The organism is Syntrophorhabdaceae bacterium (assembly GCA_035541755.1).
Lineage (GTDB): Bacteria > Desulfobacterota > Syntrophorhabdia > Syntrophorhabdales > Syntrophorhabdaceae > PNOF01.
This window is the reverse complement of the sequence record DATKMQ010000096.1, coordinates 42,605-62,819: the sequence shown is the minus strand read 5'-3', so window position 1 is coordinate 62,819 and position 20,215 is coordinate 42,605. Positions and strand designations below refer to the sequence as shown.

Sequence of the window (20,215 nt, the reverse complement as noted above, 5' to 3'; positions counted from 1 at the left end):
GAAGTACTCTCCTGTCTCAAACCTCTTTCCTACGATCGCCATGGCTTGCCCTGCATCATCGAGGATGTCCATGGGGCTTGCGCCTGATGCAACGAGCTTTTTTACCTCAGCCGTGACCTCGTCTTCCATGAGGTCTGCCATGAGTTGTATGAGTTTGTCGTTCATAGATCTACCTCCTTTAAGGTTTCTTTTTATGAACGGCGTGGCCACTGGATATGGATGTATGGATCAGCCGTTCTCTATCCCATTATGATCCGGTACTTTTCTTCTACAATAAACATGCCATGGTGTGTAAGGGATTAATATAATTGTATAATAACAAATTAAGGGGTTCTGATTGTGCTGCATTCTATTCAATATAATGTAAATATTACGATATACCGTATTTACAGTTACGAGAAAGCGTATTTTATGCTATGCTTTAGCAGGAGAGCGACGGTGGTCATGAAAGTGAAGAAAGATGCGACAGAGCATGGCTTGAAAAAGACATGGCGGATTCTCTCCGACACCGAACAAACACTCATTCGTTACCTCGCTTACGCGCCTCCCCCTGTGTCTATCGATATGCTGAGCTCGCTTGTCAAGGTCTCGGCGGTTACCATAGTCAACGCCATGGAAAAACTGAAAAGATCCGGTTTTGTCCGAGAGAGCAGGCAGTACGGTAAGGGCCTCTATTTTCTCAAGCCGCAAGCGGGGATGAGGTTTGCTCAGGAAACCATGCCTAACGAACAGAGAGAGGGGATTTTGAGGGATCTCCTTGTCTATTATACCGGGGCGCTTGATGAAGGAGATGAGAAAACACTCATTCTTGCTGAAATCTATTACCAGCTCGGGGATAAGGGCCAGGGATTGACCTTCATACAACGTGGCGCCGATTTACTCTATCATCAAGGGAAGAAGGATAAAGCCGCCATTTATTACGGTTATCTTCTCAACAATCTGAGCGAAAGCGAGTTGAGGGCAGACAACGTCGCGCAATTCATCGACTCGACCATCGAAAGGCTTTCGCTCGCAGGACGGGAGGTTCCGCTGGCCGAGCAGATCGCAATCCTGACAAGGACACACGAGATCGCCCAGGGTTTCGGCCGCTGGGACTCGCTTGCCAGGATAAAACTCGATCTGATCAGGATTTTGAAAGAGGCAGGAGAGCACGAAAAGGTATCCGAGCATTTTAATGATATCCTCAATCTGGCGGAAAGAATCGGAGATCAGGGCGTGCTGAGAAAAACCGTGCTGTCCGTAATCGATTTTCTGCTCAGGGAAGGCCGGATTGGTGAAGCCGTGGACCGATACGAGAAAACCGTGGGCAATCTCGAAGAATTTGGCGATGGCGAGGCCGAGCTCACCACAAGCGCTTTGCTTGCCTGGTCTTATGTAGTATGCGGGCGCGTTTCCCGGGGCATGGGCATGATCGATGCTGTGCGATCAAAGGCTATATCCCTTAATCTTCAAGGGGTCGCAGTTTACACAGACCTTGTGGCGGGCCTTTGTTCGCTCGAGATACGAAAACCCGCTCAGGCGCAGCAGTATCTTGAGGAGGTGCTCTCCCGCGCACGCGATGAACAGCATCACGACGCGTTGCGGGCTGCATTAAGCTCAATGGCTTGCATCCATCTGGCCAGGGACGAATATGAAAGGGCCTGTGAGCGTCTTGAGGAAGCTCACAGATATCCCCGTGGTCACGATTTTCTCTACTATAGCGGCTCTCACCTGCTTGAATCTCTCTATGAACTGAAGAAGAGAGGTTTTGATCATAACGAGATAAATTATGAGTCCGAGATCGAGTTGATGCTTAACCAGGACAACGTATACCTTAAGGGCATAGCACTGAGAATGAGGGCAGTCCAGAATATTCGAAACCGCCAGGCCCGGGGCCGGGCTTTTCTTGACTTAAGGGCAAGCGAGAAGAACCTTTTCATGGCGGGGGCCGAAATAGAGCTTGCAAGGACGAGGATCGCGCTCGGAGACGCCTATCTCCAGGAGGGAGAGATCAATGTGGCCCTTAACTACCTCAATCATGCCTGGGAGCTCTTTTCCAAAGTCGACAAGGGCCTCTTTCCCAAGGATTTGCTCGTTATTATGATGCCCCAGGAGGAGAAGACCGAGTTTGTGCTCGACCGGATTGTTGATATCAATGAATCCCTCGGAACAATCCGTGACATTGCTTCTTTTCTCGAGCGAGTCATCAACATGACCATGGATTTTACCATGGCCATGCGGGGCGCCTTTTTTCTCGTGGGGGACGAAGACGAGCCGCGGATAGCGGCGAGCCGTAACCTTGATCCCTTGATGCTTAAGGCAGAGCAATTCAATTTCATCAGGGAGCTCGTTCGAAAAGTGACTCGAAGTTCCACAGAACTGATAATGCCTGAGCCTTTGGGTGCGGCGACAGCCGAGGCAAATCTACCCGACACGAGAGGTATCTCCTCCTTTCTTTGTATGCCGGCAAAATTGGGTGACCACGTGTACGGTTGTCTCTATCTCGACAACAGTCTCGATGAGAAACCGTTTCCGCACGGCCAGCTCCCCTACGTGAGGCTTTTGTGCAGTCAGATAGCCGTGGGACTTTCGAATATCAAGCTGTACGAAGAAATGAAAGGACTCAAAGACCGTTTCGAGGAGGAGGCGATCTTCTACAAGCAGGCAATGGGGATCACAGTCCCCACGGAAAAGATCATCGGAAGATCAGAGAGCATGCTGCGTATACTCAATCAGGTGCGACAGATAGCCCCTACGGACAGTTCCGTATTGATCACAGGAGAAACCGGGGTTGGCAAGGAACTTGTTGCCAAGGCCATTCACAACCTGGGAAAGCGAAGCCATGGTCCTTTTATCCCCGTCAATCTCGCGGCCCTTCCTCAGGACCTTGTCGCGAGCGAGCTTTTCGGTCACGAAAAGGGCGCTTTCACCGGCGCTCACGAAAGACAAAAAGGCAGGTTCGAACTCGCCCATGGCGGAACGATCTTTCTCGATGAGATCGGAGATTTACCCTTAGGGGTCCAGGTCAAGCTCCTGCGCGTACTACAGGAAGGCACATTCGAACGTCTCGGAAGCTCGAAATCGATTCGATCCGATTTCAGGGTGATTGCAGCCACAAACAGGGATCTGGAAAAAGAGGTCGAGAAAGGCTCGTTCCGTCGGGACCTCTACTATCGTCTTAATGTCATCCCGATCGACATACCTCCGCTTAAAGACCGCAGGGAAGACATCCTGGAGCTTGCCGAGCATTTCATCGATACGTTCAGCAAAAAGATGGGAAAGAAGATCGGTAAGCTGTCGGCCGATGCGTCTCGGACGCTTATGGAATATTCCTGGCCGGGAAACGTTCGGGAACTCGAACATTTTATCGAACGGGCCGTAATACTTTCGCAAGGCCCGAGGATCGATGTTTCTCACCTGCATCGCCCGTCCGCCCGTAAGAACGAGGATCGTACCTGGGGCTCGCTCGCTGAGATGGAGCGGGAACACATCGAAAGGATACTTAACGCCACGCACTGGAAGGTGAGTGGACCTAACGGGGCAGCCGCAATCCTCCAACTTAAACCGACAACCCTGATTTCCCGCATGAAAAAGCTCGGGATAAAAAAACCTCCGGTCACGAAATTTCTGACCGCGTGATGCATCACTTACGCCGCCCACTGTTTGTCCGTCCCATACTCCACGTGCACAAATTAAGATTTTCCGGGCGGTATGGGGTGGCACGGCTCATCTCATAGAAAGCCCATCTTCATCTACCATATCGTAAGCCTGCATGGCTTTTGCCGATCGTTATCAGTGATTTCTATTACCCATGAGTAATCAGTTCTTTTCTATCGTAATACGGTGCCAAGACAGCCCTTAAAGTTATTTTTTGTAACGGGAGTATTTTTTTGTGGCAAATATCACACTTTTATGCTATTGTCTCATGTTGTCTAACAGTGGAGGACCGGGCTGGCTCACAGTCCGGTTAGGCGAGCTAACTTCATAGCAATCAGTAAAGAACATCGGGCCTTGTTGGCACAGGAGATATAACGCCTTGTGTGACAGCGACGTTGTAAGAAGACTTGTGGAGGGCTTTGGGAGGCATAATATCCCGTGCGCCGCCCTTGAGAATCCCGAAGATGCGGCGACCACCACTATCCAATTTGAGGGGGCGCAAGAGTCCTACTGCTCCCTTACCGCTACAGTATCTTTTGACAAATTAACGGTCCATCGTGTCATAGGCAAGGGCGTAATCGTTCAAACGTTCGATCTTCAGGATATCGACGAGCACTTCTTCGAGTTAATAAGAGACCATTACGACACGATAAGAGGTCTCATCAAAATGTATCAAAGATTTCTTGATGAACCATGAAGCCAGGTGAGGACAAGACGCAAACCTTCTCAGCCACGCCCCAAAAGAAATCTTAAGCCTTCGCGACCACACCCATCAGGAAAAATGTTGCACGATAAGGTTTGTCATGACGCTCTATCGGTATGGCCGCATGCGATTTTTGTCTATAGTTTGTTGTCGATCCTCCGGAAGCGAGTGAAGGAATTGTTTTGAGGAGGGCGCGGCAGAGGCCACAGGGATCACCCGCATGTCGCCACCTTCTCACTTTAGGTCCACAATTCAAGAATCCGGGATTGTCATTGAGAGCGTCTTTAGGGTATACTTGCCTTAAGGGGCGGAGATCTCCCTTTTAAGACAATTGACGCGTCTCAATCTATTCTTTGATGTTTCCAGGCGTTCGAGAGGGATTTTCGCCGAGCAATTCGTGCCAGGGAGTAAGATGCCACAATCGAACGTGTCGACAAAGCTTAAGGTACTATCAACACTTGTGCTCTTTGTGTTCGTTGCGTTCCTGATGCTCACGACTGAGATTAAGGCAGCTGAGCCCTTTCACATAACGTTTCAGGGGGATGAAGCGGACAAGTTTCCTGCCGGTTGGGAGGCCACAAATAATGACAGTGCTGCGAAGATCTACACTGTGAAGGTCGAGGGCGGAAAGAAATTTCTCCATGCCGACGCCCATGCTCAAGCCATGCAAGTTGGCGTGGAACATAGCTTCGCCTTAAGAGAGCTGCCCGAATTCGAGTGGCAGTGGCGGGCGCTCATCTTCCCGGAGGGTACCGACGAACGGGAGAAGAGCCACAACGACAGCGTTCTTGCCATCTATGTTGTCTTCGGTCATTGGCCGTTTTTGAGCTCCATCAAATATATCTGGAGTGACACACTTCCCGTGGGAACGACGTTCAACTCGCCCACATCAGCGAGCACAAAGGTCGTTGTGGTGAGAAGCGGAAGGGCTCAAGCGAATGAGTGGATCACGGAAAAGCGCAATCTCCTTAACGATTACAGACAGCTCTTTGGGGAAAAAGAAAAGAACCCCACGGCGAGTGGCATTGCCGTTCTCACAGACGCCGATAATACTGGCACGCATGCAAGCGCGGATTACGGGGACATGGAGGTCTTCGCACCAAACGGGCAGGATCCACGGCTATGAAGGGAAGGCCCCGTGCCGCGGAAACAGATTCAAAAAGCGCCTTTTCCTTTTAAGAACGAACCGAATTTGCGATCCGACCCGATGATGTGATCGGCCAGCCAGTCGTTAAGCAGACCCATGACCTCGCCGGTTATCATCTTTTGTCCTGAATAATATCTTTCGTCCAGCGCCGCCACTTGCTCGCGCAAGTGATCGTGCTGCGCCTTGTGGACGGTCGTGTCCGGGTAGTTGTATATCTTGAAGTACCTTTCCTCTGTGGAAAAATGATAATGGGTGTAATTAACGAGCTTGATGAGTAATTGCGCAAGAATATTATTTTCCTGTTTGGCTTGAACGGCTTCAAGCAGCTCATTGATCATGTCGATCATCTTTTTGTGCTGCTTGTCGATCATCTCGATATTTACGGAAAACTTTTCGTCGCTCCATACTATTACCGGCATCATGAACCCTCCACGGTTTTGATGATGTGTGATAATTAATTATCGGAACAAAGTTTCATTTGATTAACAGAAGGTCAGGGGGGAGGCGTAAAATAGCGGGTAATAATTAAGGCTTTGAGTAGAGAATTTGTTTGAGCGAGGTTAAGCGTCGGGGCCCCGTTCATTAAGATCAGCGGGGCCCCTTAAAGAAATCCTACCCTCTGAAATCCTTAGGTATGGGGGCAAAGCCCTGGCCCTCGGGCCAGAGTCTGTTCTTGGGGCCGCACTGAATCACTCCTTTCTTGCAGAGTTCGGTACGCCATTCATATTTGAGGACTATCCTTTCAGCGAGTGTGCGCTCTGGTTCAAATCTGACCACACGGGACGGGGAATAGGTGGTTTCCCCGAAACCGGTACCCGCCTGTTCGCTCTTATCCCTCGTCTCGTAGGAGCGCTTGGCCGCCTCCGCGTGCTGGGAGGGCGCTGCTGTCGCCTGGTCAGGGGCCTTACTCATCCCCTGGTAATGCATGATTTCGGGAAGCTTTTCCTTGTAAACGGCGATGGCGATAGTTCCCATGGCCGAGGCGTCCGAAAAGACCTTCTCGGCGTAAGAATCGGACTGCTCTGTGAAGTAAAACCTGTTCGTGCGCTCCATGCCGGTACGCCAGCCTTCAAAGGTATTTGTGGTGTATGGTTCGATGATGTACATCCGCTCGCCGGCCCCAAGGTCTGATTTGGCGCCGCTAATGATGTTTCTTCCGTCAACTGCTACGACCACTCCCACGCGCCTGTCGCATCTGTTTGCCACCTCGATTGAGTATCGTTCACCCTTTACCGCCTCCATAAAGAAGTATTTGCCCTGCTCGCGTACACGCGGATATGTCCTGTAGCTCGCGAACTCATCGCCGGCGTCCGAGATGATCCGCACGTTGACGACGCCTGCATCGGCCACGTAGGCGCGTGCCGCATGAGGCTCGACCAATGCCAAAAACAACATAATGCATAATGCTTTCCTTACCATGATGTTACCTCCTTTTATTTGAACTCTATTCTTTTGACAACCGGAGGTATAAAAAAGTTCCCATGTTATGGAAAAAAAGCGCTCGGTAACGCAGCGGGACTCACGCGTTCATCGGATACATCGCCAGCTGTGTCCGGTTTCAAATAGTGTGGGGCTCACCCGCCTCATGGATTCACTCGTCTGCCAGACTATCCTCTTCTGGCTTAAGCCGCGCTGCCTCTTCATTTCCCAAACCGATCATTTCCACATATTCATTCTCGGCAAGCACCATTGGTACGGATTATGAGCGCAAAACTTCAATTTCCATAGACTGCCCTACGCTATTTGTAGTTATGGGAACGTATGCAATGCCCGATTCTTATCCGTAACACATCAATAATATTGGTTTTTAATGTCAGGTTGGGTCATGGCACGGTGGATGCATAAGTAATGATAGAATGAAACACGAACCAACATATACGAGAGAAATTGAATCCGGTGTCACAGGGATTTTGAAAACCGCTGGCTCGCCCGGGACCAGGATAATCATCTGCCTCGTGGCGGTTCTCTTTGTGTGCCTCACTGCCGCCACATCCTTCGCCTCGTGGTCTGTGCAGTTCTCCCAGGACCAGGTATGGGGCAACCATTCCGACAAATTAGACAAGATCGAGATATTCGATGTCTCGAGCACCGGCGGCAACATGGAAAACCCCGGCATGGGCCAATTCTCAAAGGGTTCATGGACGGTTGACATGCCCAATAGTAACTATTCGGTCGCTACCGAATCGGGCGTTAACAATTTCAGCTGGAACGTTTACCTTTCTGGAACCTCAACCAGTCCAACCTCCAATCCGATCACACTCGCTGCTCTGGCCTACATCAAAAACCAGGGCGGCTACTACGGGACCTGGATGACATACACCGCCTCAACGCAAACCTGGACCTTCGCGACTATACAGAACCTGAACCTCAACGATCCGCGTTTCAACAGAACCGCTTCCGCCGTGCCCGTTCCTTCGACGGTCCTTCTGCTCGTGACGGGCTTTTTAAGCCTTGCCGGATTACGGAAGAAATTAAAAGAGTAACCAATAGCAACTCCCATAATACCCCCCCCCACACAGGCAGGGTTTCGCGACCCTGCCCTTTTTATTTTCTCGCTGATCTCAAGCGACAGGCCCTTTGAACCCGTATTCATTCAAACGGTGTTTGATGTGTCCGGGGGAAGAAAGCGACACCCGATGTTGCGTTTTTCGGGACGCAACGATATGATATCGAAAGAGGCGGAAATCAGCGGTTCATATATCAATTGCTGGAGGGTGAACGTATGAAGGCCTGTCGAGAATGTCAGCATGAAGTATCGGAGCAGGCGGTTGTCTGCCCCCAGTGTGGCGCGCCATTTCCCGCACGCGAGAAGTGGGATGGGTACGGATTCGAATACAAGTCGGCGACCACTGTTCTCGGACTGCCGCTCATTCATGTCTCGTTCAAGTATCATCCGAACCGCGTTCCCGTACCAGCGAGAGGTGTGATTGCTATCGGGCAGTTTGCCTGCGGCATCCTGACCATCTCACAATTTGGAATCGGCCTCGTGAGCGTAAGCCAGTTCACCATTGCCGGCTGGGCACTCGCCCAGTTTGCCTTTGCCTACTCGTTGATTTCCCAGTTCGGCATCTTTATTCATGAGGGCCACGGCCAAATTGTCAAAAGCTTAATGAAACTGGTAGGACTATTCTAATAGAGCCCTTGAGCGAACGGTTCGCCAGCGAAATTGCACGTTCGCGATAAAAATTATCTATTCTTCGTCACGCAACATCTGCTGGTAAAAACCATTTCCGTCGAGTTCGCTTTCGTCAACTTCCAGGCACGACTCTTCGATTATTTCGCCCCCCAGTGCTTCAATGGCGCCCACCGTTGCTGGATGCACAGACGCTATCCCGATGTCAGTCCCGGGGAAATATTCGATGAAGTAATAAACTTTAACCTTCGCCATGGCTTAAGGCCTTCGCTTACGATCTACCCGCGATGCCGCCAACTCCTCATTTTCGCGACATATAGATGTTACACCCGTCCGTTCATCATGTCAATCAATGACGCGCCCGAGATCCGTGCTCTTTTCAAGAATTTTGTTATCCATGAAGTGGCGACAAGCTATTCCATGCCCGGCCGCCCAAGCCAAGAAGAAAGTCACCGAACTCCTGATTATGAATTATTGAACAAAAATGGGCCGGACAAACCGGCCCCTTGTTTCCTTCCTTTAAGAGGCACCCCAGCAACATAGTGATTTCACAGCGCCTTCAAATAGTATCGCTTTTTGACTGAAATCGTTACACGGCAAATCTTCCGAGACTAGGAAGATTTCAGATGGTATTCCATTGTCAGATTCGTGGGTTTCTGCCATACATTTTTGGTGATTGTTGCTTTCACGAAGGGACAGACCTATCGAGGGGTAACCCTCGATGAAGAAGTATGTCTTGGTCGTGGTGTTATATTTTTTTCTTGCGATTTTACTTCATATCGTTTCCAGTGGGGCAGAAGCGGAAGGATACCCCAAACTCATTCATGAGACAGAAATTCGTAGTATATTGCTTGTTCCCTTCTGCGCCATAGTATGTGATTTTTCCAACGGCATAATAGATTTGTCTTTGTGTCATAGAAGCAAAACCTCTTTTACCGCTGAAGCTGGCCATGATAGGCAACACTCGATTCGCATTGGGGGGCAATGCTGTTTTTGCGGGTTCGTTCAGTCGCTTCAGGGCCTCCATTTCTTTGAGAAGGGCTGGCGGAAGGTTGTTTTGTTTTGGTGGCGGAGGAGTGCTGCGCTGGACACTATCATAATCGGGAATGGGTTGAATGGCCTTCCGATTAGTCCAAGCAGAGTTGATTACCATCCGTATAGCGGGAGTTTTGCCCGAATTTTCTATTACACCAAACATCTGCCCAATTGTGATCGTTTCCGTGTCACCAGTACACCCTTCACAACGAACATCTTTCAGCCCCACCCAGGGTCTCCGATCTTGGCGTGCGGATTCGATTTGGGCAGCGAGAGCACCTTGGGCTGTGTTGGCAGCCTTATTAGCGATACCAGTAGCTTCTTGCATAGTTTGCCATTGAAGATAAGCAATAATGGCGTAAGCGACTATTGCGAGAAGGGTAAAAACCTCTATTCTAAGCTTCCACTTTTCAATGCGATTCTTCTTCTCTTGGTCGGCGCGATATGCGTTTATTACGGAGCTTGGAATTTGAAGTTTGGGCCGGAAAATTGGATGGGCACCATGATGCTTATTGCTGGCATCATTATTTGGGGTTTGGGTGTCCGGTTCTTTCTCCTCTGGAGTGTCAGCCATAACATTTATTGTACCGAAGTTCAAGCCGTCTTGTCTATCAATTCCTTAAACTCCATCTGTGGGGTATTCAAAAGCCTTATCATGGTGTCTTCAAACAGGTACGGATTCTCCCTGTTATTGAATCTCCAATCAAACTCATCAAGGTATGCATCCATATGCTTAGAACTAATCTGATGGTAAGAACCTACGATAGAACGATTGAAAAGCGACCATGCGCTTTCTACGCCGTTGGTGTAAGCGTTGCCCCTTCTCCATTCTTCGTTTCTGTGTTTAACAGATTCGTGCTTGTATTCGCCGTCAATCCTTTTGTATCCCCTGGCCTCGTCCGTCATAACCGTAGCGGTCTTATCTACGCGATCCTTGATGATCCCCACAAGGATTCTGGCCCCATTAGTGGGAATGGTCTTAGATTCAAACTTACCCTTTCTTTCAAGCAACCCTATTACTGCCTGTTTATCGTGTCTCGCTCTCTTTCTTCTCGGATCATAATTGCCGCCAACATAAGTTTCGTCTACCTCAACAACACCCTTCAGTTTTGGTTTGCTTTCTGTTGCCTCTTGCATAGCCTTTCTGATCCTATGGCAAAGATACCAAGCTGTCTTGTAGCTCACGCCAAGAGTCCTTTTCAATTGGTTGGCCGACATTCCCTTCTTGCTCTCTGTCATAAGATAAATGGCAAGAAACCATTTCCAGATAGGCAAATGAGAATCATGGAAGATTGTATTAGCAGTAGCCGTGAACTGATACCTACAGGCTTCACAATCAAATTTATGGCCGCTCTTAGCCGTTCTATAGACTTTAGGCGAGCCGCAACGAGGACATATGACACCATTAGGCCACTTTAGAGATTCGATATACGAGCGGCATTTAGATTCATCACCCTTGTATTGCTCAACGAGATCAATTAAATTAATATTCATAAGGAGCCTCCATGAAGAAAAAAGAGGAAGTCAAAAAACCACCAAAAAGGATGACGGCAGACGAAGTAATGTCCCACGTCTTCCATCCCGAAGTGGCAAAGCACTTGCGGAAACACATCGAAGACCACGACCAGAAAGCCAAACCCAAGAAGTAACTCACCATACTTTTAACTATAGCACAGATAGTTACCGTCGTCAAGTAAATAATCACCACATTTTTCTCTTGTCAGTAATGTTTATATTTGGTATAAACGATCATCCACATCATAGATAAACGCAAACGGACGCCTTGGGAAAAACTATTTGTTGGTTAATGGCGTACGATGGTCTGCCTGATAACAACGAGAGAAGCAAGGCGGCCGTTAACTTGATACGAATTCCTCTGATTGAATGCTGAGGAGGGTACGCGAAATGAACACGACAGCGCTTCCTGGGTTTTTGGTTCTTACCGTGTCTGTTCTGCTGATTTCGTCTTGTGCCGTTGCCCCATATAAAGCTTACACGGGCCCGGATTTACCACCAGACGAAACCGCACTGATCGAACGAGCCTCTATAGATATAGCTATTAAAAGCTGTGATGGCACAGAGGTAACCTCGGATGCAGTCACAGTCTTACCCGGAGATCATACCCTTGAGATGTCTTTTAACGAGGTAGGAAGATATTACGCGAGGAACACCTGTTTTCTGAAATTCACCGTTGAAGCAGGACACACGTACCGTATAGATAAGAGGTTTTCGTCCATCCCTGAAACGTATGAAGGATTTGTTGTTGATCAAAACACCGGAAAGCAGGTTGTGTCTGGTTGCGCCTACATCCCAGGAAACGAGAAGCAAATGCTGGCGTTCGTGGAAAAATCTATTAAGGAACATCCGAAGAATGCGACCCTTTGGGCGGCCAAAGGCAACGTACTCTTCAACCTGAAAAAGTATGATGAGGCCCTCTCAGCTTTTGAAACCGCGATCTCGCTTAATCCCGATTTCGCCGACGCATGGGCAATGAAGAGCTCGACCCTTGTATTCCTAAAACGATACGATGAGGCATTGATCTCCGTTGACAAAGCCATCCAACTCCGCCCAAATCAAATGGAATTAGAACGATTGAAGGACGCCATCATGAAGGCTTTGAGGCTAAGGACGGCAGGTAGCCATGCAGCGCGGGTCACGCAGGTCTTGCGCTAGGATAGGAAATATGAGAGGAGACGATATGATCAAACGTGCGTGGCAAGTGATACTGATACTGTTCATTGTTGCTACTTTCGGAGGCTGTTCTCTTCCACGTGTTACCCTTGACCAATCAAGCGCCAGTCGTATCAAGACCATAGGCATGCCGGAAATAAAGCAGCCGACCACTACAGGTATCAGTTGTGAACCAAATGCGGGTATATTGCCGATTACCAACACACAATTGAGACTTGTAGCAGGCAATATGCAGTGAATTTCAGTTCCGGAATGAGACAGTATTATATATTATACCATGTACCCGGGTGTTAACGGTATTGTGTTTCTACACTGAATATTTGAATCGCTGGATAAGTTCAGAGAAGCGGAAGCCCTTCTCATCCAAAGACGGCAATCCATCAAAGAAGGAAAGCAGCCTGAGATCAAAAGGATCGTAAATCATTCTTTCAACGACCTTGCGACAGAATATAGCAAATGGATGCAGCGTCAAAGGTCTTTCAGGGAGAAAGATTGCAACCTTAAGCAGCTTCAAGAGAAATATGGCGCTGTATCGCTCAGGCGTTTCAATACCATGATGCTCGAACACTACCAGACTGAACGTATACACAGAGGCAATAAACCCGCTACAGTCAACAGACATATTGCCTTGATAAAGCATATGTTCACAAAGGCTGTGGATTGGAACATGGTTGAAGAGGATGTATTGAAACGGGTTCGCAAGGTAAAGCTACTCGAAGAGAACAACAGAAGATTGCGGTATCTTTCGAAGGAAGAATGTCAAGCTCTTATCGATGCATGTGCGGATCATTTAAGACCGATAGTCGTTACTGCCTTAAATACCGGCATGAGAAAGGGAGAGATCCTGTCCCTGAAATGGGAAAACGTAGACCTGAACCATAAGTTCATACTTCTCGACAGGACAAAGAATGGGGAGAGAAGGGAAATACCAATTAACGCTACCTTACGGGCAACGTTGATAGGGATAAAGAGGCGGTTAGATATTTCTCATGTGTTCTATGATCAATTAACAGGCTCATCCTATGGCGATATCAAGAACTCGTTTAACGGAGCCTGTAAACGTGCAGGGATTAATAATTTTCGCTTTCACGATCTAAGACACACCTTCGCTTCTCATCTTGTTATGGAAGGGGTAGACCTTACGACAGTCTCAAGGCTGCTAGGTCACAGAGACTTAACCATGACCTTGAGGTATTCGCACTTATCACCATTACACCTGTCAAAGGCGGTTGATATTTTGGACAACGTTCTTAACAACAATACGAACTATACAAAAACTATACAATTGAGAGGGATTCAAGGGTGAGCATAAGGCGTAACTACTTGATATCATTGGTGCGCCCAGCAGGAATCGAACCTGCAACCTTTGGATTCGAAGTCCAACACTCTATCCAATTGAGCTATGGGCGCTTATTCGGGACGCCTTTATAATACCACAGGCGAGAGGCAAACGCACTCTTCTTTTGGTAGTGTCCTCATGAGGACACTACCCTTCTTTTCCCTCTCGGGCCTGTCTTCACCGCGCCGCAGAGGGAGTATCGCAGGTTTCATAGTGCACGGGCACTACACCGCTCAGGCTACCCTGTGGGTGATCGCTATTTCATCTCTAACAACGCCCAGGCGACGAAACAGGCGGTCTGGGTGTTCTTCTTCGGCTTGTTATCAAACTGGATGGGTGTGGCACTTGTATACGATCCATCGGCTTGTTGCGCGCCTTCGAGGTAATCAAGTGCGTTGTCCAAGTATTTCCTGTATTCGGTAAGACCGTTTAAGGCCATAATGACATAGGCCGTGATCTCCGGATCTTCGACGGATGCGGGCATCATGGAAAAACCGCCGGATTCCTTTCGGGTGCTCAAAAGCCAGGCGATGCCGTGCGCGACATAAGGCTCACTCGATTTAACGAGGTACATGCGCAAGGCCGTGAGCGACCTCGTGGTGCCGAGTGCAGTGGACGGTGATCCCCTGAACATGCCATAGCCGCCATCCTCGTTCTGGGAACCCTTAAGCCAGCCCACGGCCTTTTTCACAGATGGCTCGTCAGGGTCAAGCCCCGCTGCCTTGAAAGCAAAGAGCGCGCTCGCCGTGTGAAGTGTGGTGGGTTCGCCAACGCCCGCGACCCGCTGGAACCCACCGCCATTTTGCTCGGCCCCCTTGAGATACGCTATGGCCTTTTTCACCGCCTCTGGGCCCTCGCCTGTTTCGCTAAGCGCAATGATTGCGAAGGCGGTATGCGCGGCGTTATTGTTCCAACTCCCATCCGGTTTCTGGTCCTGAAGGATGAATCGAACGCCTTTCTCAATTTTATCGGCGCCGGTCCTGTTCATGGAAAGGACCTTCACGGCCCAGCTCGTGGGCTCCGTTTCGTAAGGAAATTCTCCCTTAAGTCTTGACCATCCCCCGCTCTCGTCCTGCGTGGACAGGATGTGGCTCTGCGCCTTATCCACGATTATGCGTCTCTTGTCATTCATTCCACGGATACCATATCACTATGCAAATTCGCCGTCAATACGGACGGGCTCACTCAAAAGAGGATTCATGGCGCGGCAAAAGAAAGGCGCATGATTCGACGTGAATAAGGGCGGCTGCCTGAGCACGATGGGCTTGATGGCAGAATGCTGTCTGAATTCTCTCTCAACGAAACTCCTCACATTACGTCTCGTCCATCCGTGCGGATGAACAAAATTCGTATACAACGAAAGATCGCCCTCATAGAAATCCGTTTGCACAAGGTCGAAAGATTCGGGGCTTAAACGGGGAAGGTTGAAGATCGCGACATTGAGAAAGTCGATGCAGGCGCTGTGCTTAACCGTAAAATCGAGAGTTCTTCGCGCCTTATCTTCGGATTCCCAGGGGGTGCCGAAGAGAAGGTAGACATAGGTGGCGATACCGGCATTGGACAGTGCTCGTAGCGCCCGTGATGTGGTTGAGACATCGTTTCCCTTGTGCATGGCATCGAGCACATCCTGGTTCCCGGATTCAACCCCCAGTTTCAGCATGACACAGCCCGAACGTTTGAGGGCCACGCAGAAATCAGGATCGGTAAGACAATCAGTGACCCTGGCAAAACCATACCAGGGCGCACCCGGAGGGTTTTCGGCAAATCCCCTCAATACTGCAGGACTCACGGCGTTGTCGGTCAGGTGTATGAGGGCCGGTCTTAACGCCTCGACGAGGCCTATAAGCTCGGGTGTCACCACACGGGCGGGTAGCTGCTCGTATCTATTGCCTTCGGCCTTCTCAGGACAGAAGGCGCACTTCCCCCAGTAACATCCCGATGAGCTGCTATACGGCATGATGAACCCGGGGGCAAGATATTTTTGGGAGTGTAGAAAGCCATAGGCAGGCCGCGAGCGGGCGCGTCCATGGCCCGTCTTACCGAGAATATTGAGGAGCGCCTCCTCCCCCGGGCCGGAGACCATGTAGTCTATCAGGCCACCGAAGCTATTCCTGAAGGTAGCTCTCTTCATCCACGATGTGACAAGACCGCCTCCAATGATGATCTTTAACGCGGGAAATCTTCTCTTCACGAACCCGATCATGGCAAAGCCGGAGAGCGCCTGGCTTAAAAAGGAGAGTGAGACGCCTATGTAGCCATATTGCCCCTTCTCAATCACGTCCGGGAGACGTTGAGAGAAGTAAGGGTAAAAAGGGTTTTTTTCGGGGTGCTCCGCGGCAGAGAGTAAATCGTCTGTTCTTGTCGGCGACAAAGACCGGTCTTCGTAGTCGGCGAGCGATATGCGAAGATCCTTATCCGTCGCCGACTTCTCCAGGAGTCGGTTGAGGTCGAGCACCGCCCGTTTATATCTGTCGAACCTCCCATAGAAACTGAGATTTCTCAGCGAATTGAGGTGTGAAGAAGCATTCTTTTTGGCCCGGCGCGTCCACGTATCGAACGCATCTACCGGCGCCTCGAGCTGATAGAGCATCCCTTCAAGGTTGGCATCGAGCAGTCCGTACGGTATGCCATGCGAGCCGAGCGCGCCGGCAAGTTGAGTTATACCTGCAGGTGGTTCGCATGGTTTTGTCGCTGGAGGGTGGATGAGCAGGATCATCGGTCACATGCCAGAGGAATGAGGCTATTGAGGGTGCGGGGGTTTTTCGGGGTCATCTCTTCACGTGTTTCAAGGCATCTTCTATTTTGCGCGTTTCCTTCCTGAGGTCGTTATCTTTACTCAGTCTATCGGCAAACCTTCTGTACACCTTGGGCACCGCCGAATAACTTATACCTCCGAAAAGTTCTCCGATCTCGTGGTTTGGGACCCCGGTATATTTCTTGACAAGATAGATAGCGAGATTCCTGTAAATGCCTTTTTGTAAGGAAGTCACGTCGGTGTCAAAGTGGGTACCGACCATTTTTATGATTTTTTCGGGCGAGACAGAGGCGGCCGATGCTCGCGGGCGGTCAACCGTTTTATGCTTGTTAGCTTCGATATCGAGCTTCCTCATGATCTTATTGACAAAGGGCCTATCCCCGAGAACCGAGCTCTTGAAAACATCATCGAAAGGATTCTTCAGTTCGACCCCCTTCGCAGAATCGATAAACCGCTTGTATTTCTTAAGAGGGGCCATGCGCCGGATAAGATCGCGGTGGACGAGCTCATCTCTCGTCTTGTAAATGTACGACTTATAACTGCTGAAGCGATACCGTTCCGGCCTCTTCACAACATTCGCCTTGACAGGCATGAGGTGGAGGTACCGGCTCAGCTCGAGGATATAGTTGTCGGGGTCTATGAGAACAGCCTTGAACCTTCCCCGAAACAAATGGCCCCTTCGGTGCTTTCTTTGATTAAAGTACGCGGCATACGATCCGTTAATGTGGTGCATTACATTACTCAGGTTGGCCTTCGGGGTCCCTGCGATGAGATGATATTCCTTCTTCAACAGGACATAACAATGAATCACAAAGCCGTATCTGTCTTCTGCTTCCTTCAAGCATTCTTTGAATCTTTGGTAATCCTTCTCCGTGACAAAGATACTCCGTTTCTCATTGCCCTTAGATGTTATGTAGTACAGGGCGTTTGCATATTCGATGCGTAGCGGCCGGGCCATAGGCTAAGACTAAACTATGACGGCGCCGTATGTCAAGGCATGGCACTACCGGGTAGCGGGCGAGACCCGTGAGCCACCACCAGTTTTACGCGAGGGACAATTCTCCGTCGACCATCCTGTACCGCTTGGCGCCGAAGGCGCCTATTTCAGGATCATGAGTCACAAGTATGAGGGTTGACGAAAGCCTTTTGTTCACCGAGAGGATGTAATCGAGGACTTCATGACCGGTTTTGCGGTCCAGGTTCCCGGTAGGTTCGTCGGCGAGGATCAGTTCCGGTTCGTTCACGAGCGCGCGTGCGATGGCTACGCGCTGCTGCTCTCCGCCGGAGAGCTCGCCCGGCTTATGGGTGCGCCTGTCCTCTAAGCCCACCACAGCGAGGAATTCTTCAGCTTTCCGGATGGCATCGGTCTCACTCACCCTTTTGATGAGAAGCGGCATCATGATATTTTCGATCACGTTGAAGTCCTGGAGAAGATGGTAGAACTGAAAAATAAATCCGACCTTCTGGTTCCTGAAGACGCTTTCTTCATCTTCCGAGTATTCACGGATATTTTTGTCCCTGAAGTAGACCTCCCCGGATGTTGCACGATCCAGGGCGCCGAGGATATGGAGAAACGTGCTCTTGCCCGCCCCGGAAGGACCCATAATGGTGATGAAATCGCCTGTGTCGGCGGAGAAGTCGATGCCCTTGAGGACCTGAACTTCTACGTTGTCTTTGTGAAAGACCTTTTTAAGCTCAGTCGTGCGAAGAATCTGATCACTCATACCTGAGAGTCTCCACGGGGTCGATCTTCGATGCCTTATACGAAGGATAGATAGTTGCGAGCACACAAATAACCGCAGTGATAAGGGCGATGAAGAGGATGTCAAAAACGCCTATCTTTGCGGGCAGTTTTGTAATGTAGTAGATGTCCTGAGGCAGTTTGAAGAGGTTCGTATATTTGATAATAAGACAGCCGACATATCCGCCCAAGGAGCCCATTACAGCTCCTATCACCCCGATAGTTATGCCTTCGACCATGAAAATCTTCATGATGCTCTGCTTCTTTGTGCCTATGGATTTGAGAATGGCGATGTCCTTTTTCTTCTCCATTACCGTCATAATAAGAGAGCTGATGATATTGAAGCTCGCCACAAGAATAATGAGCGCAAGGATAATATACATCATGAGCTTTTCAAGTTTCAGCGCAGAGAAGAGATTTCTGTTCATCTCCACCCAGGTTCTGGCAAAGTACTGGCTGCCAACCCTTTTTAGGATTTCTCTTCTCGCTTCGTCGGCCTTGTAGACATCGTCGAGTTTGACCTCGATGCCCGTGGCGCCGATGCCCATGATGCTTTCCACGTCGCTCAAGGACATGATCACGAGGGTATTGTCCACATCATACATGCCCGTCTCGAAGATTCCGCCCACGCGCACGCGGACCGTTTCCGGCATTGCGCCCATGGGTGAATAGCCGCCAAGCGGGACCATGAGGGTGAGGCTGTCCCCTCTGAACAGACCGAGACTTTTGGCCAGTTCCTTTCCGATGAGCACATCTGACTTCACGCCGAGCGCCTCGATGCTCCCCTCTTTGACCATGCTCCCCAGGAATTTCACATCCGCGGGATTGAGCCCTTTCACCGCCACACCGGCGAGCTGCCTGTTGCTCTCAGCCATGGCCTGAAAGGTGATGAAGGGAAAGGCATGTGAGACGCCTTTCACGCTTTTTATCTGTTCGACAATCCTCTGCGGCTCCCTGATTTCCCCGTTTAAGTTTAAAACGAGGATGTGAGGATTGATGCCGAGTATGCGCTCACGGATTTCATCCTGAAACCCCGTCATCACGGCTATGACGATAATGAGCGCCGTCACGCCGATGGCAATGCCGACAACAGCAATCCATGTGGTAAAGGATATGAAGGCCTCTTTGCGCTTGGAACGCAGGTACCTGAGCCCTATGGTCGTTTCGAAATCCATGTTTCTAATGTCTTATCATATGCGGGACTGGCTTTCAAGGAAAGGCCGGCAACGCCCTGCTTTAGCTCGCAGATCGCGATCTCGAAATCGTTTCATTCGCCTCCTCGATGAGAGCAATAGAATACGTATTATCTTTTTTTTACATGGGGTTTTGCATTTTGTGGCGCTCTATTTTACAGACTCTATTATTTAGATGTTAGAGGGTGTGGAGGTCTTCCCCATCGTGGTGATCTTTTTCCTTCAAGGGAGCAGCTTGTCGGATATCTTTCTCTTTGCAGCACGGTCCCTCATTTGCATCACCGTGAGCCTTTTTGCGAAGCCGAATCTTTTGTAGAATTTAAGCGCGTCCTCATTACCCTCGGCTATTGATACCCTCTTTGTGACGCAACGCTTTTCCTCAAGCCATATCAGGGCGGAAGAGGCAAGTTTTTCGCCGACCCCCTTTCCCCTGTATGCCTCCTCCACAAAAAGAGAATCAATTTCCCCGTTCAGCGCGTCAACGCTCGCCACGCAATAGCCGATGTTTTCACCATTGTCCTGCGCCACATAGGCGATGAGGCGATCGCGCTTTTTCAGGTCCTCCATGCGTTTTTCAAAGGTAAACTTGGCATAGTGCTCTTTGAAGTGTCTCGATGCGGCGAGATGATGGGCGTTCAGCTTCTCCCACAGCGGCTTAATGAGTCCTATCTCATTTCTGTCAATTGCTATGATTTTCACAGACCCCTCGTGGTTGCCGCGGTTATTTGCCGATTCGGATTTCAAAATAGAATGAGGCGACAAGAAGGAGCCGACGCAGGCGTACTTTCAGGTACGTCGAGGAGTGCGACGACGCAGGCAACGAGATTGTATGAAGAAGTCCG

21 protein-coding genes and 1 tRNA gene are annotated in these 20,215 nt (G+C 49.8%); 9 read left to right on the top strand and 13 right to left on the bottom strand.

Annotated elements, in window-relative coordinates; genetic code table 11:
- Window positions 1–444 precede the first annotated feature (444 nt).
- The 3 genes from VMT62_09745 (at window position 445) to VMT62_09735 (ending at window position 5,465) form a co-directional block, all read left to right on the top strand.
- A complete protein-coding gene (locus VMT62_09745; protein ID HVN96700.1) occupies window positions 445–3,618 on the top strand; it encodes a sigma 54-interacting transcriptional regulator in 3,174 nt (1,057 codons plus the stop codon).
- A gap of 397 nt (window positions 3,619–4,015) precedes the next feature.
- Entirely contained in the window at window positions 4,016–4,333 is a 318-nt protein-coding gene (locus VMT62_09740) for a hypothetical protein (protein ID HVN96699.1), read from the top strand.
- A 418-nt stretch (window positions 4,334–4,751) separates the two neighbouring features.
- The gene (locus VMT62_09735; GenBank protein HVN96698.1) at window positions 4,752–5,465 is read left to right on the top strand and encodes a DUF3047 domain-containing protein; all 714 of its coding nucleotides are present in this window, start codon (window positions 4,752–4,754) and stop codon (window positions 5,463–5,465) included.
- Between the two features lie 29 nt (window positions 5,466–5,494).
- Here VMT62_09735 and VMT62_09730 read toward each other — a convergent pair whose 3' ends face one another.
- Both VMT62_09730 and VMT62_09725 read right to left on the bottom strand, forming a co-directional pair.
- Entirely contained in the window at window positions 5,495–5,908 is a 414-nt protein-coding gene (locus VMT62_09730; GenBank protein HVN96697.1) for a bacteriohemerythrin, read from the bottom strand.
- A gap of 190 nt (window positions 5,909–6,098) precedes the next feature.
- Window positions 6,099–6,905 carry a hypothetical protein gene (locus VMT62_09725; protein ID HVN96696.1) on the bottom strand — a complete coding sequence of 269 codons (807 nt, stop codon included), beginning with the start codon at window positions 6,903–6,905 and terminating at the stop codon, window positions 6,099–6,101.
- A gap of 437 nt (window positions 6,906–7,342) precedes the next feature.
- Between VMT62_09725 and VMT62_09720 the strand changes: the two genes are divergently transcribed.
- Together VMT62_09720 and VMT62_09715 are read left to right on the top strand one after the other, a co-directional pair.
- Window positions 7,343–7,969: a PEP-CTERM sorting domain-containing protein gene (locus VMT62_09720; protein ID HVN96695.1), complete on the top strand. Its 627-nt coding sequence runs from the start codon at window positions 7,343–7,345 to the stop codon at window positions 7,967–7,969.
- A 239-nt stretch (window positions 7,970–8,208) separates the two neighbouring features.
- Window positions 8,209–8,619, top strand: a complete 411-nt coding sequence (locus VMT62_09715; GenBank protein ID HVN96694.1) for a hypothetical protein — start codon at window positions 8,209–8,211, stop codon at window positions 8,617–8,619.
- Window positions 8,620–8,676: 57 nt separating this feature from the next.
- Here VMT62_09715 and VMT62_09710 read toward each other — a convergent pair whose 3' ends face one another.
- The 3 genes from VMT62_09710 to VMT62_09700 all read right to left on the bottom strand — a co-directional run bounded on the left by VMT62_09710 (window position 8,677) and on the right by VMT62_09700 (window position 11,148).
- Entirely contained in the window at window positions 8,677–8,874 is a 198-nt protein-coding gene (locus tag VMT62_09710; GenBank protein ID HVN96693.1) for a hypothetical protein, read from the bottom strand.
- Window positions 8,875–9,388: 514 nt separating this feature from the next.
- The gene (locus tag VMT62_09705; protein ID HVN96692.1) at window positions 9,389–10,228 is read right to left on the bottom strand and encodes a hypothetical protein; all 840 of its coding nucleotides are present in this window, start codon (window positions 10,226–10,228) and stop codon (window positions 9,389–9,391) included.
- A gap of 20 nt (window positions 10,229–10,248) precedes the next feature.
- Window positions 10,249–11,148 (bottom strand): IS1595 family transposase, encoded by a 900-nt coding sequence (locus VMT62_09700; protein HVN96691.1) that lies wholly within the window; start codon window positions 11,146–11,148, stop codon window positions 10,249–10,251.
- An 11-nt stretch (window positions 11,149–11,159) separates the two neighbouring features.
- Here VMT62_09700 and VMT62_09695 point away from each other — a divergent pair, with 11 nt between their 5' ends.
- From VMT62_09695 to VMT62_09685, 3 genes are all read left to right on the top strand, one after another.
- Entirely contained in the window at window positions 11,160–11,303 is a 144-nt protein-coding gene (locus tag VMT62_09695; GenBank protein HVN96690.1) for a hypothetical protein, read from the top strand.
- Between the two features lie 256 nt (window positions 11,304–11,559).
- The gene (locus VMT62_09690) at window positions 11,560–12,327 is read left to right on the top strand and encodes a tetratricopeptide repeat protein (GenBank protein HVN96689.1); all 768 of its coding nucleotides are present in this window, start codon (window positions 11,560–11,562) and stop codon (window positions 12,325–12,327) included.
- Between the two features lie 10 nt (window positions 12,328–12,337).
- On the top strand, window positions 12,338–12,583 hold the full coding sequence (locus tag VMT62_09685; GenBank protein ID HVN96688.1) for a hypothetical protein: 246 nt from the start codon (window positions 12,338–12,340) through the stop codon (window positions 12,581–12,583).
- A 69-nt stretch (window positions 12,584–12,652) separates the two neighbouring features.
- On the opposite strand, the gene VMT62_09680 is transcribed toward VMT62_09685, so the two are convergent.
- Window positions 12,653–12,967 (bottom strand): hypothetical protein, encoded by a 315-nt coding sequence (locus VMT62_09680; protein ID HVN96687.1) that lies wholly within the window; start codon window positions 12,965–12,967, stop codon window positions 12,653–12,655.
- A 45-nt stretch (window positions 12,968–13,012) separates the two neighbouring features.
- Here VMT62_09680 and VMT62_09675 point away from each other — a divergent pair, with 45 nt between their 5' ends.
- Complete coding sequence (locus VMT62_09675) at window positions 13,013–13,651, top strand: site-specific integrase (protein HVN96686.1); 639 nt, start codon at window positions 13,013–13,015, stop codon at window positions 13,649–13,651.
- A gap of 27 nt (window positions 13,652–13,678) precedes the next feature.
- On the opposite strand, the gene VMT62_09670 is transcribed toward VMT62_09675, so the two are convergent.
- The 7 genes from VMT62_09670 to VMT62_09640 all read right to left on the bottom strand — a co-directional run bounded on the left by VMT62_09670 (window position 13,679) and on the right by VMT62_09640 (window position 20,072).
- Window positions 13,679–13,755 (bottom strand) — tRNA-Arg (locus VMT62_09670).
- Window positions 13,756–13,940: 185 nt separating this feature from the next.
- Window positions 13,941–14,792: a prenyltransferase/squalene oxidase repeat-containing protein gene (locus VMT62_09665; GenBank protein ID HVN96685.1), complete on the bottom strand. Its 852-nt coding sequence runs from the start codon at window positions 14,790–14,792 to the stop codon at window positions 13,941–13,943.
- A 42-nt stretch (window positions 14,793–14,834) separates the two neighbouring features.
- Window positions 14,835–16,400 carry a radical SAM protein gene (locus VMT62_09660; protein HVN96684.1) on the bottom strand — a complete coding sequence of 522 codons (1,566 nt, stop codon included), beginning with the start codon at window positions 16,398–16,400 and terminating at the stop codon, window positions 14,835–14,837.
- Between the two features lie 52 nt (window positions 16,401–16,452).
- Window positions 16,453–17,397 (bottom strand): transposase, encoded by a 945-nt coding sequence (locus VMT62_09655; GenBank protein ID HVN96683.1) that lies wholly within the window; start codon window positions 17,395–17,397, stop codon window positions 16,453–16,455.
- An 85-nt stretch (window positions 17,398–17,482) separates the two neighbouring features.
- Window positions 17,483–18,163: an ABC transporter ATP-binding protein gene (locus VMT62_09650; GenBank protein ID HVN96682.1), complete on the bottom strand. Its 681-nt coding sequence runs from the start codon at window positions 18,161–18,163 to the stop codon at window positions 17,483–17,485.
- Window positions 18,156–19,355 (bottom strand): lipoprotein-releasing ABC transporter permease subunit, encoded by a 1,200-nt coding sequence (locus VMT62_09645; GenBank protein HVN96681.1) that lies wholly within the window; start codon window positions 19,353–19,355, stop codon window positions 18,156–18,158. Before VMT62_09645 ends, VMT62_09650 begins: the two co-directional genes overlap by 8 nt.
- Before the next feature lie 240 nt (window positions 19,356–19,595).
- Window positions 19,596–20,072 carry a GNAT family N-acetyltransferase gene (locus tag VMT62_09640; protein HVN96680.1) on the bottom strand — a complete coding sequence of 159 codons (477 nt, stop codon included), beginning with the start codon at window positions 20,070–20,072 and terminating at the stop codon, window positions 19,596–19,598.
- Window positions 20,073–20,215 lie beyond the last annotated feature (143 nt).